The organism is Lysinibacillus sp. FSL L8-0126 (assembly GCF_038630385.1).
Lineage (GTDB): Bacteria > Bacillota > Bacilli > Bacillales_A > Planococcaceae > Lysinibacillus > Lysinibacillus fusiformis_D.
The window spans coordinates 2,804,894-2,827,226 of the sequence record NZ_CP152028.1 but is presented as its reverse complement, the minus strand read 5'-3'; the positions used below and the strand labels follow the sequence as shown (position 1 = coordinate 2,827,226).

The 22,333-nt window shown below is 37.8% G+C and carries 19 protein-coding genes; 2 read left to right on the top strand and 17 right to left on the bottom strand.

All coding sequences use genetic code 11. The annotated features are described in order from the left end of the window. Positions 1-172: 172 nt before the first annotated feature. Positions 173-700 (bottom strand): sigma-70 family RNA polymerase sigma factor, encoded by a 528-nt coding sequence (locus MHI34_RS13840; protein ID WP_271910658.1) that lies wholly within the window; start codon positions 698-700, stop codon positions 173-175. Between the two features lie 238 nt (positions 701-938). On the opposite strand from MHI34_RS13840, the gene sspI reads away from it, so the two are divergent. After that, the gene (gene sspI / locus MHI34_RS13835) at positions 939-1,148 is read left to right on the top strand and encodes a small acid-soluble spore protein SspI (RefSeq protein ID WP_036128269.1); all 210 of its coding nucleotides are present in this window, start codon (positions 939-941) and stop codon (positions 1,146-1,148) included. A gap of 78 nt (positions 1,149-1,226) precedes the next feature. After that, entirely contained in the window at positions 1,227-2,606 is a 1,380-nt protein-coding gene (locus MHI34_RS13830; RefSeq protein ID WP_036128270.1) for an FAD-linked oxidase C-terminal domain-containing protein, read from the top strand. Positions 2,607-2,652: 46 nt separating this feature from the next. On the opposite strand, the gene MHI34_RS13825 is transcribed toward MHI34_RS13830, so the two are convergent. From MHI34_RS13825 to MHI34_RS13750, 16 genes are all read right to left on the bottom strand, one after another. Continuing rightward, positions 2,653-3,165, bottom strand: a complete 513-nt coding sequence (locus MHI34_RS13825) for a GNAT family N-acetyltransferase (RefSeq protein ID WP_036128271.1) — start codon at positions 3,163-3,165, stop codon at positions 2,653-2,655. A 15-nt stretch (positions 3,166-3,180) separates the two neighbouring features. Beyond that, a complete protein-coding gene (locus MHI34_RS13820; protein WP_036128272.1) occupies positions 3,181-3,894 on the bottom strand; it encodes an amino acid ABC transporter permease in 714 nt (237 codons plus the stop codon). 12 nt (positions 3,895-3,906) lie between these two features. Continuing rightward, complete coding sequence (locus MHI34_RS13815) at positions 3,907-4,611, bottom strand: amino acid ABC transporter permease (RefSeq protein WP_036128280.1); 705 nt, start codon at positions 4,609-4,611, stop codon at positions 3,907-3,909. A 23-nt stretch (positions 4,612-4,634) separates the two neighbouring features. Next, on the bottom strand, positions 4,635-5,459 hold the full coding sequence (locus MHI34_RS13810; RefSeq protein WP_058844327.1) for a transporter substrate-binding domain-containing protein: 825 nt from the start codon (positions 5,457-5,459) through the stop codon (positions 4,635-4,637). 20 nt (positions 5,460-5,479) lie between these two features. Then, positions 5,480-5,758, bottom strand: a complete 279-nt coding sequence (locus MHI34_RS13805) for a glutaredoxin family protein (RefSeq protein WP_340809307.1) — start codon at positions 5,756-5,758, stop codon at positions 5,480-5,482. A 13-nt stretch (positions 5,759-5,771) separates the two neighbouring features. Further along, positions 5,772-6,785, bottom strand: coding sequence for an LLM class flavin-dependent oxidoreductase (locus MHI34_RS13800; protein WP_342503545.1), 1,014 nt, complete (start codon positions 6,783-6,785; stop codon positions 5,772-5,774). Positions 6,786-6,830: 45 nt separating this feature from the next. Continuing rightward, the gene (locus MHI34_RS13795; protein WP_058844325.1) at positions 6,831-8,159 is read right to left on the bottom strand and encodes an LLM class flavin-dependent oxidoreductase; all 1,329 of its coding nucleotides are present in this window, start codon (positions 8,157-8,159) and stop codon (positions 6,831-6,833) included. 184 nt (positions 8,160-8,343) lie between these two features. Next, the gene (locus MHI34_RS13790; protein ID WP_036128277.1) at positions 8,344-9,240 is read right to left on the bottom strand and encodes a LysR family transcriptional regulator; all 897 of its coding nucleotides are present in this window, start codon (positions 9,238-9,240) and stop codon (positions 8,344-8,346) included. A gap of 862 nt (positions 9,241-10,102) precedes the next feature. Then, complete coding sequence (argF, locus tag MHI34_RS13785; protein WP_340834826.1) at positions 10,103-11,068, bottom strand: ornithine carbamoyltransferase; 966 nt, start codon at positions 11,066-11,068, stop codon at positions 10,103-10,105. A gap of 229 nt (positions 11,069-11,297) precedes the next feature. Then, a complete protein-coding gene (locus MHI34_RS13780; protein ID WP_342503543.1) occupies positions 11,298-12,068 on the bottom strand; it encodes a thioesterase domain-containing protein in 771 nt (256 codons plus the stop codon). Beyond that, complete coding sequence (locus tag MHI34_RS13775; protein WP_342503542.1) at positions 12,059-13,141, bottom strand: Gfo/Idh/MocA family oxidoreductase; 1,083 nt, start codon at positions 13,139-13,141, stop codon at positions 12,059-12,061. Before MHI34_RS13775 ends, MHI34_RS13780 begins: the two co-directional genes overlap by 10 nt. Beyond that, positions 13,138-14,262: a saccharopine dehydrogenase NADP-binding domain-containing protein gene (locus MHI34_RS13770; protein ID WP_342503541.1), complete on the bottom strand. Its 1,125-nt coding sequence runs from the start codon at positions 14,260-14,262 to the stop codon at positions 13,138-13,140. The genes MHI34_RS13775 and MHI34_RS13770 overlap by 4 nt, the downstream gene beginning before the upstream one ends. After that, on the bottom strand, positions 14,246-19,762 hold the full coding sequence (locus MHI34_RS13765; protein ID WP_342503540.1) for an amino acid adenylation domain-containing protein: 5,517 nt from the start codon (positions 19,760-19,762) through the stop codon (positions 14,246-14,248). The genes MHI34_RS13770 and MHI34_RS13765 overlap by 17 nt, the downstream gene beginning before the upstream one ends. A 1-nt stretch (position 19,763) precedes the next feature. After that, positions 19,764-20,801, bottom strand: a complete 1,038-nt coding sequence (locus MHI34_RS13760) for a methyltransferase (RefSeq protein WP_342503539.1) — start codon at positions 20,799-20,801, stop codon at positions 19,764-19,766. 11 nt (positions 20,802-20,812) lie between these two features. Further along, a complete protein-coding gene (locus MHI34_RS13755) occupies positions 20,813-21,577 on the bottom strand; it encodes an ABC transporter permease subunit (protein WP_330493083.1) in 765 nt (254 codons plus the stop codon). Continuing rightward, positions 21,561-22,319, bottom strand: coding sequence for an ABC transporter ATP-binding protein (locus MHI34_RS13750; protein WP_036121594.1), 759 nt, complete (start codon positions 22,317-22,319; stop codon positions 21,561-21,563). Before MHI34_RS13750 ends, MHI34_RS13755 begins: the two co-directional genes overlap by 17 nt. Positions 22,320-22,333: the final 14 nt, after the last annotated feature.

Here is a 22,333-nt window from a genome sequence, read left to right as displayed (position 1 = left end):
AACATTGACTAGGAAATTCTAACTAACTATATTAAATAATACACTTAGAATTGTATATTTCTTTGACTTCTTACAAATCATAACACTTTTATCTGAATTTGTATGCATTCATATCAAGTATGCTAATATTCATTTTATTTCAATATTAGCATACTTTTGATATTTTAGTACTTCATTCCACTTCAAAAACTTGGTTACTTAGCCTCTGGAAGATTCTAGCCCGTCTTTTTTTACTAGCAGCGACAGATAAACCTAGTACTTTGGCTATTTCTTGATCATTGTAGCCTTCTACATAATAAAGGAGTAGTATTTTTCTTTCTATCTGCTTTAACTGGGTCAAAATACTTTCAAGGTCAATAGAATTTTTTTGATTCTCCCCTCCTTTGAACTCACTACGAACATAATCGAGTGTTTCATCATCAACGACTGTTATTCGCTCTTTATAGCTTCTTTCCTTTGATAATTCATTTAAAATCTCTCCTTTGATCGATGAATATATATAAGCGGAAAATTGTCCTTTTGCTGGATCTGCTTTTAGCCATGCCCTCCATACAGCAATGGAAGCAATATGACGATAATAATCAAACTCCTTATAGATATGAAGTTGCTTAAGAATAACGGTAATCATTGGTTGCACACATTCTAATATTTCTTCAAAGGATTGTGTTGGTGAAAGCTTTTGCTCGTTCTGAATAGACATTTTACTCTTCCTGTCGACTATGCACAGTCCAATATTCCTAGGTGATACTATCTTAGTCCCTGGCGTTTATTGAAAGCGAGTACACATTTTCATCATTTCATCGTTGAGAATGACTAAAATCCCTGACCTATTTATACATAATCTCAGCAATTTATTGTAAAAATCATATATTTTTCTTTGGCATTTCATACATATTTAAACGATGATTGGACAAATTACTACTAAGGAGGCGAAATAGATGAATTTTCAAATAAGAGATGCCATTACTGCAAATGTTCATGGTCAATCTGCAGCAGAATTTAAAGATATTGTGGAAGATGCCATTAACCGTGGAGAAGAACATTTACTGCCAGGGCTTGGGGTGTTTTTCGAAAATTGGTGGAAGCAATCAAGTCCATCTGAACAAGATGAATTCGTTCAAAAACTAGAAAAAATATTTGCAAACTGATTTTTAATGCACAGTGCATTCCATTTCCAATAAATGCGTGATAAAGTTTTATTTATCAGAAAATTTGGAGGGATTGGAATGACTGTTGCAGTAGAATTACTTGTCAATCAACTCAAACAGGTATTATTAGAAGAACAAGTGTCAACAAACGAAACGGTACGACAGCTACATGGGAAGGATGAATCTCATCATGCCGTGAGCCTACCTGATATCGTTGTTTTTCCACGCTCCACAGCAGATGTCAGTGCCGTTTTAAAAATTGCACATGCACAACGTGTACCAGTTGTACCATTTGGTGTTGGCTCCAGCCTAGAAGGAAATGCAATTCCTATTGCACATGGTATTTCCATCGACTTCTCTGAAATGAATGCTATTTTAGAAGTTCGACCTGATGACCTTCTTGTAAAAGTACAGCCTGGGGTCACACGTTCTCAATTGAATAAGGAATTAAAAAAGCACGGTCTACAATTCACAGTAGATCCAGGTGCAGATGCAACATTAGGTGGCATGGCAGCAACGAATGCTAGTGGTACAACCGCAGTACGTTACGGTGTTATGCGGGATCAAGTTCGTGATTTAGAGGTTGTACTTGCAGACGGCTCCGTCATCCATACTGGTAATTTAGCCGCGAAGTCCTCTTCTGGTTATCATCTCAACGGTCTATTTGTAGGCTCAGAAGGGACACTTGGCTGCTTTACAGAGTTAATATTGAAAGTCTACGGTATACCTGAATTTGTAACAGCAGGACGCGCAGTTTTTGACACAGTAGGCGATGCTGTCTGTGCCGTCACTGCTTTATTACAGGTAGGCATTTCAATCGGCCGAGTGGAATTAGTTGATGAAGCCTCTATGAAACAAGCCAATATCTATAACGATACTTCCTATAGCGAAAAACCAACATTATTTTTAGAATTTCACGGAAATGAAGCAGGTATGCATGCAGATATAGCATTTGCTACAGAAATTTTTGAGGACTTCGGCTGTCTATCCGTTGAATTTGAACAAGATAATGCGGCACGTAACAAGCTTTGGGAAGCACGTCATTCCTTAGCCTATGCGTATATTCATGCTTACCCTGGGAAAAAGCTTATGTCAACAGATGTCTGTGTACCAATCTCCATGCTTGCAGAAACCATTTTGTATGCGCGTGAGCAGCTCGATCATATTGGTCTTGCAGGCGGGATTGTCGGACATGTGGGCGATGGAAATTTCCATGCACTACTAATGTTAAATCCTAATGACATAGAGGAGCAGGCAAAAGCAGATCGCTTCAATGAACAGATTGTTCAATATGCTTTACTTCGGGGTGGTACATGTACAGGTGAACATGGTGTTGGCATTGGCAAAATGAAATATCAAGCTACTGAGCACGGTACCTCTTTAGCTGTCATGAAAAGTATAAAAGCAGCACTCGATCCATATAACATTATGAATCCAGGAAAAATTTTCACCCTATAACTAACGATAAACCCGCTGAATGACTATGTCATCAGCGGGTTTATGTTTATAAATCATAGCGGAAGCTCTTGACTAAAATGTCGCCCTTATAAAATTCCTTTGACTCGTCTCGTACAAAGCCTAGAGATAAATAAAGATTAATAGCAGCCTGCATGATATCACCTGAATGTAAATAAAGAGCCTTATCCTGTCTCTTTCTGGCAAAGGCAAAACTTTCGTGTAATAATTTCTTAGCGACCCCTTGCCCTCTCCCTTTCGGATGTACGCCTAACAAGCGTACGATCGTAGATTGAATATTCAGCTCTGGCAAGCCATATGCTTTTTCCGCATCAGTAAATATTTGTAGCCCTCCTACTATCTCCTCACCACGCTTTGCTACAAGAATTGTTTCTGCGTTCGGATTGCCGACTGAAGCACGGATATCACTTAAATATGACTGCCAATGTTCAGGGTCCTGATAGTCTTTTTCGTATTGCTCATAGCTCTCGACTAAAACCTCAAGATAGCGTTCATAATCTTCCTCTTGTAAATGTTCAATCACAATGTCAGCTACTGTCATGCTAGTTTCCCCTTTCTATGATGAAAAGCCACCCTTACGATAGGCGGTTACTCTTTTTTCAATGCGATGTGAGATCCATTCTGCCACAATTGATATTCCCCAATAAATGATTCCCACAGCAATAAATGACTCTAAAAACTTTAAATTCACAGAAGCAACGATATTCGCAGCACCAGTCAACTCTTTAATAGATAGAAAAAATGCTAAGGATGTGGCATGTAAAAAGCCAATAAAGACGTTTGTCAAATTCGGAATAGACTGCCCAAATGCTTGCGGTAAGATATAACGTCGCATCGCTTGAGTAAATGTTAAACCAATCGCATAGGCTGCTTCTAATTGTCCTTTCGGTACACTTAATATTCCTGAGCGAATAATTTCAGAAGCATAAGCTCCCGCACTAAGTGTTAAGGCGAGTATGACAAAAAATAATATAGGAATGGTGCTTGATTGTATCTTTAACTGTAAAGTACTTGCCATCATATCCACTAGCATTGGCAAGCCAAAATAAACGAGCATGATATGCATAATAATGGGCGTGCCTCTAAAAAAAGAGACATAAAAATTAAGTATAGGCGCAATAAATTTTATTTGTTTAATGCGAACAAAAGCGACGATTATCCCTATAACAATACCTAATAAAACAGGTGTAATGGTCATGAATAAGGTTAAAGGTATTACTTTACTAATTTCTCGTAAGGCTTCTACTATAAAAGCCAGATCAATGGTCATACTATATTCCCCCTATTGTGAAGCCAATTCCTTTGGCATATAACGATTAAAATAGCGTTCATTGAACTTAAATAGTTTTTCCAGCACGATCACGATAATATAGTAAACAATAGACAATGCTACATAGATTTCAAACGCTCGTGTCGTTGAAGCAATCAAGGTTTCTCCACGTCCAACCATATCCATTACGCCAATAGAGAACGCTAGTGATGTATCTTTTAATGAACTAATCATCGTGTTTGCTATATTTGGAAAAGCAACACGAATTGCCTGTGGGAAAACAATGCGCATAAAAGCCTGTGTTCCATTTAAGCCTACTGAATAGGCAGCCTCCATTTGTCCTCGGTCAACGGTTAAAATAGCAGCACGAAATATTTCGGCAAAGGCTGCCGCATTGCTTAGTGTGTAGGTAATAATGACAAAATACATCGCATCCATGCGAGTAACGTCAATATGAATCAATTTTAGCAATGCAGGTATGCCGTAAAATACTAAGAACAACTGCACTAAAATAGGGGTTCCACGAATAAAGGATATATAGACCGTGATGATCTGCTTCAATACGGGTATGTGAAGTAGCTTCGGTATGGCTAGCACAATCCCTAGTACCATACCAAAAAGTATGGAGAATAGTAGTATTTCAAATGTTACTGGTAAATATTGAAGCAATGTTGGAATGATCTTCGCAATGAGCATGACATCAAAGTTATTTTCCATACTTCCGCCTTCCTTTCCTGTCATTAGAAGTCTACTGTGTAATCATCACCTAACCATTTTTTACTAAGTTCACTTACCACTCCCTCTTTCTTTAATTCAACGATAGCTTCATCTAAACGCTCCTGTAATGTCACTTCATCTTTATTGAGTAAAAAGTATACTTTTGAATTTAATAATGCGTCACCTACAACCTTTTGTTGTGCTTCATTGCTCTCGTTATAGTATCTGACTGCGAACGGTGTTGTAATAATGGCATCAATACGACCTGTAGCCAGTTGATTATTGACATCTACTGAACCAGAAGAATAGACGATATTCGCTCCTAAATTATGCTCTTTATTATATTTTTCAATAAAAACAGCGGAGTTACTCGTTGGTGAAACACTGACATTCTTCCCTTTCAAATCCTCAACGGATTGAATTTCTTTATTTTTCTCATTCACTGTCACCTTTAATGGGAAGACATTATACGGCTCTTTATTGAATAAAAACTTCTCCTGTCGTTCACTATTGACTTCCATTTGATGGGCAATAAAATCAATTTTCCCTGTCTCTAAACTTAGTAATAAATTGGAAAATTCCATTGTTTTAAACTCAAATTCATATTCTGGTAGCTTCTCATCAATTGCTCGAACAAGCTCCACGTCATAGCCCGTTAAATTGCCTTTATCATCTAAAAAGCAGATGTTTGGAAACTGTGTCCCCGTACCTACAATGATTTTTTGAACATCTTTCCCACCCTGTGCTGTATTTTGGGCACTCGCATCTCCATCTGATTTTTCTGAGCTTACGCAGGCTGTTAATAGTGCCGCTAGTACAAATAGTAGATAAAACGATATTTTTTTCATAAAATCCCTCATTCCTTCTGTTATGCATGTGAGGGTAAGCTCACAGCAAGTGCCTTCTGCAGGTGTTCTAAACCTATTTCTGTTACAGCTTGATAGATACCCGTTTCACTTGATCCAATTTCTACAATAGGTACATATCGAACACCATATTTTATTTCAAGGATGTCGCGGAACGTATCATTCGACGTGACATCCACCGTTTTGTATGCTATTCGTTGTTCCTGTAAATACGCTTTTATATCCTCGCAATAACTACAACCTTGTTTCGACCAAACAATTATCTCTACATTTTTTGTCATGATGATGACCTCCTTAGCTGACTGCCATTTTTTGCTGTAGCTGTAAATTAACTGGACTTAATAGTTCGAATGAGCGTTTACGTTCAAACTCCTTCAATACAGGAGTATGCAAAATGAATTCATCTACCTGATATTGAACATGAAAATCATCTAATATTGCTTTAATATCCTTAGGCGATCCATAGACAATATCTGCCTCATATTGTTTGACTGTATACGCCTCTCCAGACTCTTGACCAAATTTTTCAGCTAGCTCTATGGATTGTAATGTCAGTGTTCTACCACTCGCTAAATGCACCTTCGTAATTTTTTGATCCCCAATCAATTCCTTTGCTTCCTTTTTGGTTGGAGCTGCAATGGCTGCGATTGATATGGCGAAGTGGCCACTGGCATTATACTCACGATAGATACGTGCTGCTTGCGCTAATACATCATTGTCACTATTAATAAATCGAGCAAAGACAAATGCAATGCCGAGTTTTCCTGCAAGAGCAGCACTTTCTGGGCTAGCACCGAGTAAAAATAATGTTGGCTTTATCTTCGGAATCGGCGTTGCTTGTATACCATATAATTCGTGCTCTTTTGGTATTGATTGCTCCATTAATTGCTGTAAAAATGTTAGTCTATCTTCAAAATCGTCCCCTTGATTGAGCGTGCCATATTGTAATGCCTTTGTGGAAAGAGGTAAACCACCTGGTGCTTTTCCAATACCTAAATCCACTCGTCCTGGCTCCAACGCTGCCAGTACATGGAAGTTTTCTGCCACCTTGTATGGGCTGTAATGTTGTAGCATCACACCACCTGACCCGATATGAATGGATTTTGTCTTTGCCAATAAATAGGAAACTAATACTTCTGGCGAGGAACCTGCTAATGTTTCTGTATGATGGTGCTCCGACACCCAAAAACGTGAGTAACCCAACTGCTCCGCTTTTTGTGCAAGTGCCACTGTTTTTTGCAAAGTTTGTTCGTTTGTTGCATCCTCGATAATCGGACTTTGATCTAATATGCCTAATGTATAGCTCATCCAATGCCTCCCAATTTCTTTTATTCGAATAAATTTACTAGGTTTTTAGACAGACTGTGTGACATAGCGACTTTCTTTGAATGGTAACCCCAAATTCCCACGCAGTGTTTCTGCCTCATAGTCTTTACGATAAAGTCCTCTTGCTTGTAAAATAGGCACGACCTTATCCACAAAATCTTCAAGAGCACCAGGCACTGTCACACCAATGATGAAGCCATCTGCCGCTTCCTTTTCAAACCATTTCTGTACTAGATCCGCTACCTGCTCAGCTGTCCCAAAAAAGGCTGTTTTAGGTGTAGCTTCACGTAAAGCAACCTGACGTAATGTAAGACCCTCTTGTTTAGCATATCGTTTAATATAATCAGTTGTACTTCTAAAGCTATTGGCTCCAATGTCACCTAGTTCAGGAAACGGAGCATTCACATCATACTGAGTAAAATCATGATGGTCGAAATAACGCCCAAGATAAGCAAGTGCACGGTCTATGGAAACTAGTTCAACGATTTCTTGATATTTTGCCTCTGCTTCCTCCACTGTATCGCCAATAATAGGTGAAATTCCTGGGAAGATTTTTACTTCATCTGGATTACGCCCAAATGCTGCCACCTCTGTTTTTACTCTTCTGTAAAATGTTTGCGCCTCTTCAATTGATGCACCATGTGTAAAAATAGCATCTGCATCCTTGGCAGCCAATCGAATGCCTGCATCTGATGACCCAGCTTGGAAAATAACAGGCTGACCTTGTTTTGACCGTCCAATATTGAGTGGACCTTGAACTGAAAAATGGGTGCCTTTATGATGTAAAATGTGTAATTTTTCTGGATCAAAAAATTGATCATTGTCAACGTCAGCAATAAATGCATCATCATCCCAAGAGTCCCATAAGCCTTTGACAACCTCTAAATATTCTTCCGCAATTTGATAACGCTCTGCATGGTTAGGATGTTGGTCGATTGTTTTATTGTAGTTCAAAGCAGTACTTTCTAATGGAGTAGTTACTACATTCCAGCCTGCACGCCCCGCACTAATATGATCTAATGAAGCAAATTGTCTTGCCACTGTAAATGGTTCGCTATAGGAAGTTGAAACGGTTCCAACTAAGCCAATATTCTTCGTCGCTACAGCCAATGCTGATAAAATTGTAATCGGCTCAAAGCGGTTTAAAAAATGAGGGATGGATTTTTCATTAATAAATAAACCATCTGCAATAAATGCTACATCAAATTTCCCTTGCTCTGCCTTCTGAGCCTGCTGAATATAAAAAGGCAAGCTTACACTTTGATTACTCGCTACCTTTGGATGACGCCAACTAGAAATATTGCCCCCCACTCCATGAATGATGGCCCCAAATCGAATTTTATCCTGTCTAGCCATGTCAATTCCTCCTCAATCCTTATTATTTACTAAACTTAGTGGTTAAGTATGTTTTTGTTTAAAAATTTTTTATTTATGCTAATTCATAAATAAATTTGGATTGAAAATGATATTACAGTTCCTTTAGACAATATGCAATAGGCTACGTAATAGAAAAAATTTTAAGTTCTGAAAAAATATTTAATCAATGCCTTTCTTGCATGCTTTCAAATTGCTTAGCGGTCTCACAGATTGTCTGCCAAAAGGCTGTCGTCAACACCTCTTTATCTTTATAGGTTAAAAATATGTGTTGATTCATATCCAATAAATGCTTGACGTCTATCTCCACAAATTCACCGCTTTCGAGCTCCTTTTTGACGCAAAGATGTGGTAAAAAGCTAATATAGTTCTTTGTCCGAATAAATTCCTTTGCAACTTCTAAATGATCCGTACGTACTTCAATATTGGCTGTCACACCCTCTATCTCAAACATTTTATGCACATAATTCCAATCAAACGCTCCACATTCAAAAAACACCATTTTCTGTTGGGCTAACTCCTTTGCTTGCATGCGTTCACGTTGTTGTAATAGATGATCACGATGTTTCACAAGTTTCACCGCATTGTTTAATAATAGCTCATTACTGATGCCATCTCGATGCACATATTGAATAAGACCTAGATGGATTTGATGGCTTTGTAACTTTTCTAAAATCATCGTAGTTGAACCTGTAATTAGTTGAAATCGCAAATAAGGAAATTGCTCTTTCCATTTTGGCAATGCATAGGCTAAGAAATACTGTGCTGTCACCCCATTTGCCCCAATACATACTTCATCTGTTTCCTGTGTTTCCTCTAATTGCTTCTTTCCTTGCTGAAACGTTTGGACAATTTGTGTAGCAAACGGTATAAAGTCTTTTCCTTTCTCCGATACGCTCACACTTCGTCCATCTCGGTAAAACAATTCAACACCAAGCTCCCTCTCTAACGATTTGATTCGTGCTGTCACAGTCGGCTGTGAGAGAAACAACGCATTGGCTGCCTTATGGGTACTTTTGTAATGGACAACATATAAAAATGCCTCGATATGGTCTATATTCACGAGGAGTTCACCCCTTCATACTTATTTATCCTATTATATAAATAATTCTTCATATTCTCTATAATTTATTGGAAAACTATGTTTTTAATTTTTATCAAAAGAAAAAGTAACCTAGCGTCTCCTAGGTTACTTTCATAGTGTTGAAAAACAAAACCATCCATAGAATTTATGTGAAAGGTGAAAAAGGATTTCCGTTGCAGGCTACTTGCTTTCCTGTAGGCGAGCGCCGAGCCGCTTCCTCTGCTACCGCTCCGTTTAGAGGCTCGCCTGTCTCGCTATCCCACGGGAGTCAAGTAGCCTTCCACTCCAATCCATAAAATAAAATGTTCACTTTTTAGCAAAAAAGTGAAGGTATTCACTACTCTTTTATGGAGGGGTGTTGGCACACATCACTTCTCCACATTGAAAGTAAGAGGCTATCCTTTCTTAATAATATAAATAATGGGCTATTTTGTTCAGGAAAAGACACTTTTGCAGAATGGTTGATTGGAGTGGAGCCAGCGTCACTCCTAGGGGATTTAGCGTCACAGAGGAGACCCTGGAGCGAACGCAGTGAGTGAAGCGGCTCATCGGACGCCCCCTGGAAAGGACGCTGGCGGAACGGACATCAACCTCTCACCTTGCAAAGTTGGTTTTTCTGCTATTGATATCACCTTTTTTCAACAACATAAAAGTAACCTAGCGTCTCCTAGGTTACTTTACTATGTAGCGATGTTGCCATCCATCTTGACATCCAACATCGCGCGTGGTTTACAGCCCTCTGTCTGCGCTACCACTGTTATGTTATTCACTTGAACATCCTCTGCTGCGCAAGTAAACTCTTTTTATCGTACTTCTCAACTCGAGAAGCATATGTCCAAATTTAAGCAAGAATCGATGCCAGTACGGCTTTTTGTGCATGCAGTCTATTTTCGGCTTGTTCAAAGATATAAGAATTAGGTCCATCAATAACTGATGTTGCCACCTCTTCCTCACGATGTGCTGGTAAGCAGTGCAAGAACATATAATTTGGTTTTGCGTAGGCAACTAGCTCATCATTAATTTGATAACCAGCAAAGTCTTGTAAACGTTTAGCCGCTTCTTCCTCTTGACCCATCGATGTCCAAACATCTGCATAAACCACATCTGCATTTAACACGGCTTCAACAGGATCATTTGTGATCGTAATGGTACTGCCATTTGCCGCTGCAATCGCCTGTGCTTTGGCGATTACTTGCGCATCACACTCATACCCAGCTGGTGTTGCCACAGCGACATTCATGCCGACATGTGCAGAAGCTACGACTAGTGAATGCGCTACATTATTGCCATCGCCTACATAGGCAATTTTAAGCCCTTTTAAAAAGCCTTTATTTTCTGCAATCGTTTCTAAATCCGCTAATGCCTGACAAGGATGATAAATATCCGTTAGTCCATTGATGACTGGAATAGCTGCATGCTCTGCAAGCTCCTTGACCATCGCGTGAGAATTTGCACGAATCATAATCCCATCTAAATAACCAGATAATACATGTGCTGTATCATAAATCGATTCACCACGACCAATTTGCAAATCGCGCGCATGCATAAACATACTTTTCCCACCTAATTGATTCATGCCAACTTCAAATGAAATACGTGTACGAGTTGAATGTTTTTCAAAAATCATGCCAAGTGTTTTACCTTCTAATAATCTTGGACATTTTCCCTCTTTTGTAATCATTTTTAGCTGTGTTGCTAGTTCAATCAGTTCTTGAACCTCTTGACTTGTATAGTCTAGCAATGTTAGAAGATCTTTTCCTTTTAAACTAGATACTAACTTCAACTGTACTTCTTCGAGTAATTTCATCGCCTTCGCTCCTTACATCGTTGCTGTTGAAATTAGTATATCATGCATAAATATAAAATCAACTGAATTTTTATAATTTATTTCAATTAGTAAGCACGAGACTTTAAATGTGACAAAAATTCGCCATATAGAATATTTATGCATACATTAAGATTCATCTATACTAATTTTTTAAAGCACAAAAAGGATACCTCCGTTTTAAGGTATCCTATATATATTCTTTGCGTAACTAATAACTCATATGACAGGTGTTTTCCTGACAACTCTGTTCTAACTCCTTATAATAATCCTGTTTATTTTCATATGGGAAAAAGTGACTTCCGGAAAACTCTTTCAAATGAAAGGTATTAGTCGTGACAACTTGCCAATTTTTCACATTACATGCTGGTGCATCAGGATCATTCGTTCCACAATGTGCAAGAATCGGGCCATGGAATAATTCGTCTTGATAATCAAACGACTCATTCAAGCGATAATCATTTTTTACAATAGGTAAAATATATTGCAGCACTTCTTCATTTTCTAACAATTCATTCGGTGTACCACCTACTCTTTTTAACTCTTGAATGAGCTCACTATCGTCCATCGTTGTTTGATAGTCATCAGGAAAATCATCCTGTGGGGCATGGCGGCCAGCTACTATTAATAAATTCACCTTTTTCTTATATTTTTCTTCTAACAAACAGGCTGTCTTAAATGCAAGAATAGCTCCCATGCTATGACCATAAAAATAAATTCGTGTTTGGCTTGTCACTTGATGAATAGCCTCTGCAATTTGTGGTATGACATTATGATAATTTGTCATGTACTGTTCTTTTATTCTTGTTGACTTTCCAGGTAGCTCGATCGGAAAGACAGCTAAGTTCCTCTCCCATGTTTTCCAATTTTTAAAAATGGCTGCACTGCCCCCAGCGTGATGAAAGCAAAAAAGCTTACAAGGATGACCATAATCTAACGCTTTCACAAAAGGAAACCATTTTTTCACATTCATCATATCCATTCTTTTTCTCCCTTAATATCCCTCATTCTTAACGGCTCTCGTTCCTGTATATAGACTTTTTGGGACGGCCCCATTTTCTTCCCAATATTATTCCATAATCTACAAGCTGTTAAATAATATTGTGTTGTTTGATTGAAGTAAGAACGACTCCAAATTTCTTCTGAAAATGTTATAAGAGAGCGTTCAACACTTTTTGGCCATACCTTTATATATAAATCTTCAAAGCTCGTATTTTGTGCAGGAAAGACAATCTCCTCAACCGGATAGCTTAAGAATTTATTGTCTCTTTTCTTATTAAATATAGTTGACTCGTTTAATGATGAGCTCATACATGGCATCCAGTGTACTGATCCATGCGGGTCTGGTAGATACAATGTTCCTCTGTTCGTTCCTAAAATCACTCTATGCAACAAATAAATATTACTTTCTGGATTAGCTAAATCCATTTGATTGAAAATGCGTAACGTCACTGGAATATCCCGGATTTGTCCAGATAGCGTATAAAAGGGATCATGCTCTGTAGGATTATTAATTGGTTCAAGTGTACAAGTTTGTAAGCCCCCAAGTGCTTGTCCGATAATATCAAGCATTGGAAATAATACTTGGATACTACACGCCGCCTCTAAATAAATAATGTCGCTAGCTTCTCTTAATGTTTGCGCTGTTTGTAAAAAGGCATATACGGCATCAACATTTGGATAAAAACTATTCAAGTGATACTTACAATTACCAACTTTCGCACTTTTAATTAGCTTTAAATAATCATCTTCATGCACTGGATGCTCCTGAATAACATGTATACCTTTTTCTAAAAACGCTTGTGCAATGCTTGTCCCTGCTCCACCCACGATAGTCGATTTAACAACAACACAGGCAACATCCACCTGCTCATTTGTTATTTCATCCACATCGGTGTAAAGCGGTACATTTAATGTATTAGCGAGCTCTTCCGACTGTTTACTACCTTTAGATAAAATACCTACAAGCCTATAATGAGATGGTAAGTTTAAAATTGCCTGCACATAATACGCTCCAAATTTCGTACCACAAACCACTACCCTTAACGGTCTCATAATAGCCCTTCTTCCAACAAGCTTACATGATTTTCTGTATATGAAGTGATGCTAAAATCTTCTATCGCACCCTGCAAACGCAATTCTCGCATCACAATAGTAGGGTTTAATACGTCATATGCCCAATAAACACCATTTTCGTGCACCATTCCTTCTATAATTGCTTCTACAGATAATGCACAAATAATGCCACTAATCATAAAGCTATTTTGACTAAGTAATTGAGCTTTTCGTCGTATTGGCTGTTGCTGATACTTTCCAATCATTTCAATGATAACGGTGTACCATGTTTGCCGCACAGGGAATACAGTGAGTCTTTCCATCAATTCATCTATAATTTGATGTAAATGTTCTGATGTATTTTTCATCGCCAATCGTATACATGCTTGTTGTAATAATGAAAAAACAGCTTTATTTGGATACATATTATGCCAATGTGCTTCAGTTATCTGTAGCTTTTTTGCGAGGCGGATGGTTTCATTTGTTATATACCTTTGAGTATAGATTTCTTTTTCCTCACCATAAATGGTGACATTTATTTTTTCTGGCTGTACAGTATCTCGTACTATTTCTTTATTCTTATAAAAGGCATTCGCTGTGCCAAATCCATAAATGGAGCTAAGCATTAAATCAGCAGCTGCTCCTTTACTATATGTTTCTTCACCACCTGCATAGCCGATTACTTTCTCTATTTGATCAAACCCTTCTTGAGCTAATAAACGAGGAAGAATCCCAGATAAACCGGGAAAACTTCCTGCTGAAAGAATCATGATATTCGTTAGCTCCTGCTGCATAAATTTTTTTTCCAACAAATCGGCACCAAATGCATCAACATAATGGGCTCCCACTTTTTTTGTAGCCTGTGCTACTCTATCAATAATGCTATACGATGGGCCTGCACAATTTAATACAATTGTACATCCTGTACAAAATGTCTCTAGCGCCTCTTGGTCATATATATCTACTTGCCTATAATCTATATATTCATGTGAGTGAGCATGTTCTTTATTGCCACTTCTACTACCACAGCGTAGTGGATATTTATCCTTTAAAAATCGTACAGCTGCTTGTCCAACGGATCCACTGTAGCCAATAATTCCTATTTTAAATTGATGGTTCATGACTAACTCCTTTAAGCAGTAAATGAGCAGTCTCTTTCACATATGGCTCTTGTAAACAGGTAATGTGATTGCCATTTATAGGTATAATATTCAAGTGACCAAATGTAATCTCTTTCCAAAATTCTTCATTTCTTGTACCCATGACTGGTAAAAAGGATGACGTTTTATCGATACAGCTAAATGCAGCTACATCTCCCATGAAAGGCTCTGTTCCATACGATACAACACCTTTAAAGCTTTGACAGAAAATTTGATATAGCGTTTCCATTCGCTGTTTTTGATAGGCAGAAATATCACCCTGCAAAGCTGGAACAGTCGTATATAAATCTACCAATCTTTGTTCAGGTGACTTACTAGCAAGCTTTTGGTAACAGTGTGCAACTGGTGTGAACTCTCCCGTTAGTTCACATAAATCTTCAATCGTAATCATGTTCGTTTCTTTTTTGATTAAATCTTGTAATGCTTTTTTGAGTAATTCATCGTCAACAGCATGACCGCTTTTTTCAAGATCTGCACCTATTAATAAACCAAATGTTCTTTCCATTAATAAATCATTTCGAAGCTTGGCATCACACGGCGTAGTATCTATAGTTATGACTGGTTCAACTTGAACACCCTCTGCAAGTAACACCTTTGCTGTTTCAATAGCGATAAGTCCACCCATGCAGTATCCTATCAGTTCATAGCTTGCAGCATTTAGCTCTAACAATTGTTTGGCATATTTTTGCCCTAAACTTTGAATGAGTGATTCAGATGGATAGGCTAAATAATCTGCTTCATCGCCAAAAATAAACCCTGCTATCGTATCTTTGCGATTAGATTCTTCTATTAAATAAGGGAGCAATTGATTGTATGGTGTAAGTGTCCCTGTTCCATCATGAAATAGAACTTTCATGTTACTGCCCATTTCACCTTCAGCTAAAATAACGAAAGACGTTTTCTTATCTGAAGTAGTTTCATCCTGCACTGTTTGATGATTTTCCACTGAGTGACTTATCTTTTCTGCAATCTCTGCAATGGTTGGCGTTTGTAAAATCTCTACCATTAATTGATCCCACTCCCAATGCTTCACCTCTGGTAGTGTATCTCTCATGGCGGCCACAATTTGTGCCACTAGTAATGAATCACCACCTGCTTGATAGAAGTTTTCATTACGCCAAATACTTTCTCGATTTAATGCCTTTGCCCAGATAGCTGCAATTCTTTTCTCTAAATCGCTTTGTGGGGATTCTCCAGATTGTGCAATAAATGGATTAGATGCTTCTAAGCGACTTTGTAACGCACCACGATCCACTTTACCATTTTCAGATAACGGTAATTCACGGAGTACTTCAATATGCGCTGGGAGCATATATGCTGGTAATTGTTCTTCTAAATATTGTTGAATCTCACTCGCATAAATTCGCTTGCGTTCACCTCTAAACTGACCAACAAATACTGCCTGATTGGCTGCTGATAATGGATCATTTGGGGTAGGATATACACCCGCTATCTCCATTTGTGCTGCTGCAAATAACTCATGCCACTGTTCACGATTAAAAAATACTTGATCATTGTCTTTACGAAAATCTTCAAAATCATTTAGACCCGCATGAAATTCCATCGATGTAAGGAGGGAATAGTTTTCCCCTGTTGTATCCGCCACGATCAATGCCCCACCTTCCACTGTCATTTCCTTAAAAGCCTGTAGCACTTGTGGTGCTTTTTTAGCATTGTGTAAAACATTATTACATAAAATCAGGTCAAAGGAAGATGCTTGAATTCCTTGAGACCAATAGGATTGATTGATATCATACAAACCATATGTAACCCACTTATAAGGTTCAAATGATTTACGTGCTTCATTTAAAAAGAATTGTGATAAATCTGTAAAAACATATTCTACATTTTTTTGATCTAATGACGGTATTAACTCTAAACTTACACCACCTACGCCTGCTCCTACTTCTAAAATTCGAAATGGTTTATTTGGATAACTCGCTCTAAATTCATCTATAATCGTATGAACAGCTTGAATCGTCACTTGATTTAATGAACGACTAATCAGATTGTCTTTATATGCTGCTAAGGCAATCTCAAAGCTGCCTTTTGGGAAAAATAAATCTAACGAATCTATTTCGCCCCGAAGTAAACCTAGAAGATGCTTACTTGAATCCTCAAAGTAATCCACAAGCTTTTTACCATATTGCATTTTTCCCTCAATTTCTCTCCATTGTAGCCAAGACATTGCTGAAGCATTATGCGGTAAATCTGTATGAATTAGATAATAGTTTGTCGTAGCTGGATTTTGCTGAATAAGATTCTCTTTACATAACACATTCAGCCATCGTCTGAGTAGCTGATGATAATAGGGATGAACTTTCACAATTTGCTGAATCTCACTAAAAGAAAATTCTCGATCATCTATAAATATATCTAAGTCCTGGAATGTTTTCATAATATCTAGGACGGCTGTCCAATTGGAAATTGTAGACCATTGTGCAAATAGCTCGCGATCTACAGCATGAGTTGCTCGATCTCCAGCAGTCTTCACTATAGCTGCTAACTTGTCTGAAGGAACGAAGGTTGTGACTTCATTTGTATTTTTTCTTGCTTGCGCGAATGCTGAAATACTAAATTCTTTTGCTGCCGAATCCTTATTTGCAATTACGGCAGCATGCTCTATCTGCTGCATCCGTTGTAGAGAGCTTTCAACTTCGCTTAGTTCAATGCGGTGCCCATGAATTTTTACTTGCGTATCTTCTCTTCCCAAAAATTCAATCACACCATCTGGTCGGTATCTGCCTAAATCGCCAGTGGCATATAACCGTTCTTCTGTGTAAGGATGGATTATAAATTTCGCTGTAGTATTTTTTTCATCGTGTAGATAGCCAGTGGCAAGCCCCTCTCCTCCAATATATAAATCACCAATTGTCCAGTCAGGGCATTCTTCTAGCTCCTTATTCAACACATAAAAATTTTGATTGGCCAATGGCTTACCATAAGGAATGCTATTTTTATAAGCCGTATTCATATCTATTGGATAATAAATAGACCAGATGGCTGCTTCTGTAGCTCCACCAAGACTGATAAATTGCGCTTCTTCAAAATAATGTGCCATTTGTTTAGGTAATGTAACAGGTATCCAATCACCAGATAAAAATACTAGACGCAATACGTTATGAAGAGTTGTTGTCGTATCCTGCATATAAGCGGAAAGAAGTTGCATTTGAGCTGGTACTGAATTCCAAATAGTGACCTGCTGAGATGTTATAAGTTCCAGCCAATGTTTTGGATCTTTATGACGTTTATGCTCTGGTAATATAATGCTACCACCAACACTTAATAAGCCGAAAATATCGTATACGGATAAATCAAATGCTAAATTAGCAATGGCTAAAACTCGATCATGCTCTGTTACATGGAAACGCTGATTCATATCCATTATTGTATTTAGCGCCGCTTTATGACTGACAATAACGCCTTTTGCTTTACCTGTACTGCCTGATGTATGAATAATGTAAGCTGGCTGCTCAACGTCTACACGTACAGGAACTAATTGTGCTTCTGATACAACGTTTAATTGCTCGACACTAATAAAAGAAAGAGCATCTTGTTCGTATAATTTACTAGAATGACTATGACTTAAAATAAATGTGATTTGCGATTCATTGATAATATCTTTCTTCCGTGCAATCGGTTGCTCTCTCTCTAAAGGTACATACACGCAACCCGCTGTTAATGTTCCTAATACAGCAGCAATTTGCCAAATCCCTTTCGGTAAATCAATGGCTACAAAATCCCCTTGCTGTACACCTTCCTTCAGCAATGCCTGTTGAATAGCAAATACATAGCGACCGAGCTCCTCATATGTAAAATATTTGCCATCTGCATAAACAGCCCTATTTTTAGGATATTGTGTAATGGCATCTAGCACTTTGTCATACAGTAATCCTTTAGGTAAATTAACTGTTGTATTCTTTATTTCATTTCTAACCTTTTGCATTGCTTCTGGTAAGCCTATCACATCGCGATCAGTCCACGCTCCCTCGTTATTTGCCAGGTTTGTTAGGTGATCCACAAAAAACTGAAAAGCAGTATCCATTAAACCATTTGGAAAAATGCCCTCTCGTACATCCCAATTTATCAATATCCCATCTGGTTGTTCAGATACTTGACAATCAATCCACACTTGAGGAGTCTGACTAATTTTATAGGCTAGCTTCAACTTAGGCTCATTATCAGACATATGGCTATTTACCTCAGCACCTAATGTGCTTGTATAAACAACAGGAATAATAACATCTCGATTGCGCTGTCGCTTTAATTCACGCAATACCTCAATTCCTGAAAAATCCCGATACTCTAAATCTGTCCAGAGCTGCTGTTGAATTTCAGCCGCATGCTCATAAAAAGCTCTATCTCTTTTTGCATATATTTCCAATAGATTAATCGTTGTAAAGTCTCCAACTATATCATGAATTTGAGCATGAATAGTAGGACGGTTAAGCATCGTAATATTCAAGCAAAAATGCGATTGTTTTGACCATACACCGATAATTTCAGCAAAAGCCGTCAATATAATACTAGATGGTGTTAGTCGATGCTCTTTTGCCTTCTGACTTAAACTTTGCCACTCGTGTTTCGGTAATAAAAAATTAAATTGTTCAAAACGAATGGTATGACTATCCATTTTGTCACTTACAACTGGTAACTCTGGCGCTTCTGGAAAAGTCTCTAAACGGCTAGTCCAATAATTTTTAGCTTTGTCATAGGCTGCCGATCGATTATATTTTTGTTCATATTGTTGGGTCATGACATCTCTAAATTGAATGTCTAAAGCTGGTAATGGTGTATTTTCTGTATAATAAAAGTGTTCTAATTCAGCTATTAATACATTGATACTGACAAAATCCGCAATTAACATATCAATGGATAGATGAACAGTACTTTGATTCTTTTGCTGTGTCAGGACGAGGTCGTACAACGGCCACTTATCAGGAGCATACTGTTTAACAGATAGCTCATTTCTTACTTGTAATAATCGTTGATTTGCAGCTTCAGGTGCTTCCTCTGTTAAATCAATAACCTGTAAAGCTGGAAGCTCTACATTTTCTAGTACTTGCTGATAGCCCTCCTGATGCACTATCGCACGAAGCATATCATGACGCTTTATGACATGATGCCATGCCTTTTCAAGCTGTATAGGATCAAAAATAGTACCAACTAGTTCAGCATATACTTTACAGCCTACTCCACCGTAATGATAATTGCCGCTTCTTCCTACTAAATAAGCTGATTGAATATCTGTAAGTGGAAAGGAATCATAACGTCTTTCTGCATCATGGGTGATTGGCTGATGTTCTTTTTGTAAAAAGTCAAGAAGCTGCTCTTTATGCTGTCGTAACCGCTCTTTCCGTTCATGTGTAAGTACACCAGTTGGAGCCTTAAAATGTAATTTCCCATCTTCTACCCAAAGATTTACGCCCAATTCGCGATACTCTGCTACTAATTTTTTCATATTATATTATGCCCTCCTGATATTCGAAGTCCTTTTTGACAATTTCTATTAGATAGTCATCTTCCTTTAATGGATAAAGTGCTTTGATCTTTAAGTCGCTTTGATGGAATAACGCTTCAAACTGCGATTGTGTTCGTTCCTTGCCTCCGCACATCGTCCAAATATTTAAATCCGTCATATATAAATGCGAGGCATTTCCTTCTATGACCTCTGGTAATACTTTTTCAATAATAGTTAGTGCAGAATTTTCGCTCATACTTTCGGCAATATTACGTAAAATTGTAATTGCTGCTTCATCCTCCCAATCATGGAGAATTCTCGATAGAATATAGAGATCACCTGACCGTGGCACTGCATGAAAAAAATCTCCTGCCTGAAACGTACATCGACTATCGAAACCGTAAAGTGCCAGCTTCTCCTCCGCCTTTTGTTGAACATGTTGTAAATCGATTACAACCCCTTGAGCATTGCGATAATATTCCAAAAATTTCACAATTATCTCTCCAGATCCACCACCAATATCAATAATTGTCTTGATACAGTGCCAATCCTTTTTTGCTGCGAAATAGGTGTCTAATTGAAGCTGTTCACTTGTTTTACTCATCATATTATGAAACACTTCAAATTTTTCGTTTTGCTGTATTTGTGCTTGAAAATAAGGCTGTTTCTCTACTAATTGATATGGGATTTTGTTCATTTTTATTGCCTCACATAGTTTTGACCAATAAGGCATTGCTTGTCTCCCTGTAAATAGCAGAAAATCCTTTAAAGAATCCTTTGCTTGTCCTGCCAACCGTTCCCCTAAAGGAAGTAAATTAAAATAATTTTTTTCTTCATTCACATACTTTAAAGCCACTAATGGTCTCATAAAACGAAAGAGTATGTCTTCATCAATTGCTAATTCCTCTGCCAATAACGATACATGTCTTCGTTCTTGATATAAGGCATCAAATATTCCTAATTCACAAGCTGTATAGAGCAAATAAGATGTAGAAAAGCCTTGAATCGTTGAACGTATCATATTTCCTTGTATATCCATAGTTTTTCTCCTTAATGGTTACTGCTATTATCTGCCATCAATTTATACCATTTACAAACAGTGTTTTCTGCGATATTAATAAGGGCATATAACCCTCCACCCAATAAAGCTAGTCCTATCACACCTGCATACATAGCTAGATAATCTCTACTATCCATTCGATTTAAAATGTAATATCCTAATCCGCTAAAAGATGCAAAAGTTTCTGCTATAAATAGAATGGCTAATGCTGTTCCTAATGAAGCCCTTAAAGAAGTCATTACACTCGGTAAGCAATAGGGTAATGTCAAATGAGACAATGTTTGTAGTTTTGTAGCATTTAATGACCGGATAACTTGCTTCTGATCATAAGGAATTCCCTTCGCTGCATCACGGATGACTACGACTAATTGAAAATAAAGAACAAAGGCAATTAAAATGATTTTTGGGGCATCGCCTAATCCAAATAACACAAGAATAATTGGTAAAAAAACAACCTTCGGGATAGGGTAGAGCACATATAATAAAGGACTTAATATGAGGTCTATTTTGTTATTCCATCCCATAAGTAATCCTGTAGGAATCGCTAATAAAAGAGCGCAGCCAATACCAATAGCTACTCGATAACTACTAATGACAAAATGTGGTGTTAAATCACCGTTTGTTACTACTGTTAAAAATGATAGTCCTGCTTTAAAGGGAGAAGGTAAAAAAGGTTTATTTAATGCAATGCTAGACAGATGCCATAATAAAATAATCATGATGGCAGCAATCACTATACTATATGTCTTCTTCACAGGGCTCTCCCTTTAATAATTGTTTAATCCGCTGTTGCTGACGATACATGCAAGCAGGATGATGACGCCCCTCTATTTGATAATCATTCTCAATAATTCCTGCAATTGTTTTTCCATTCGTGTGAAATACAACAATTCGATCGCTCATCATCAGCGCTTCATCAATATTATGTGTCACGAATAGTAAGGTTAAATTTCTTTCATGACGTATTGTTTGTAATGTCTGCATGAATTGCTCCTTCGTTAAAATATCTAACGCAGAAAACGGCTCGTCCATTAACAAGACTTTTGGTTTTTGAATTAAAGCCCTACCGATGGCAACCCGCTGCTGCTGCCCCCCAGATAGTTGGAAAGGGTAGCGGTTCTGCAAATCGTGAATATTCAATTGCGATAAAATTAATTGTGTGTCCCTGTCCCTTTCCTGCTTAGAGCGTTTAGCAAGCTTTAAAGGGAGAGCTATGTTAGCTTTCACGCTTTTCCATGGAAACAGGCCATAATTTTGAAAAATAATCGCTATCTCCTGCTGTGGTCCTTTCAGTTCTTTACCATCAAAATAAATGGTTCCTTTAGTCGGTTTCTCCAAGCCAGCTACAATATTTAAAAATGAGGATTTTCCGCTACCTGAGACACCAACAATAGCTACACATTCACCTAAAGATATATGAAGGCTAATATTTTGCAGAGCGTTCACCATACCTGAGGCTGATTTGTATGCTAAGTCAACATGCTGAATTTGATACATGGCCTATCCTCCTT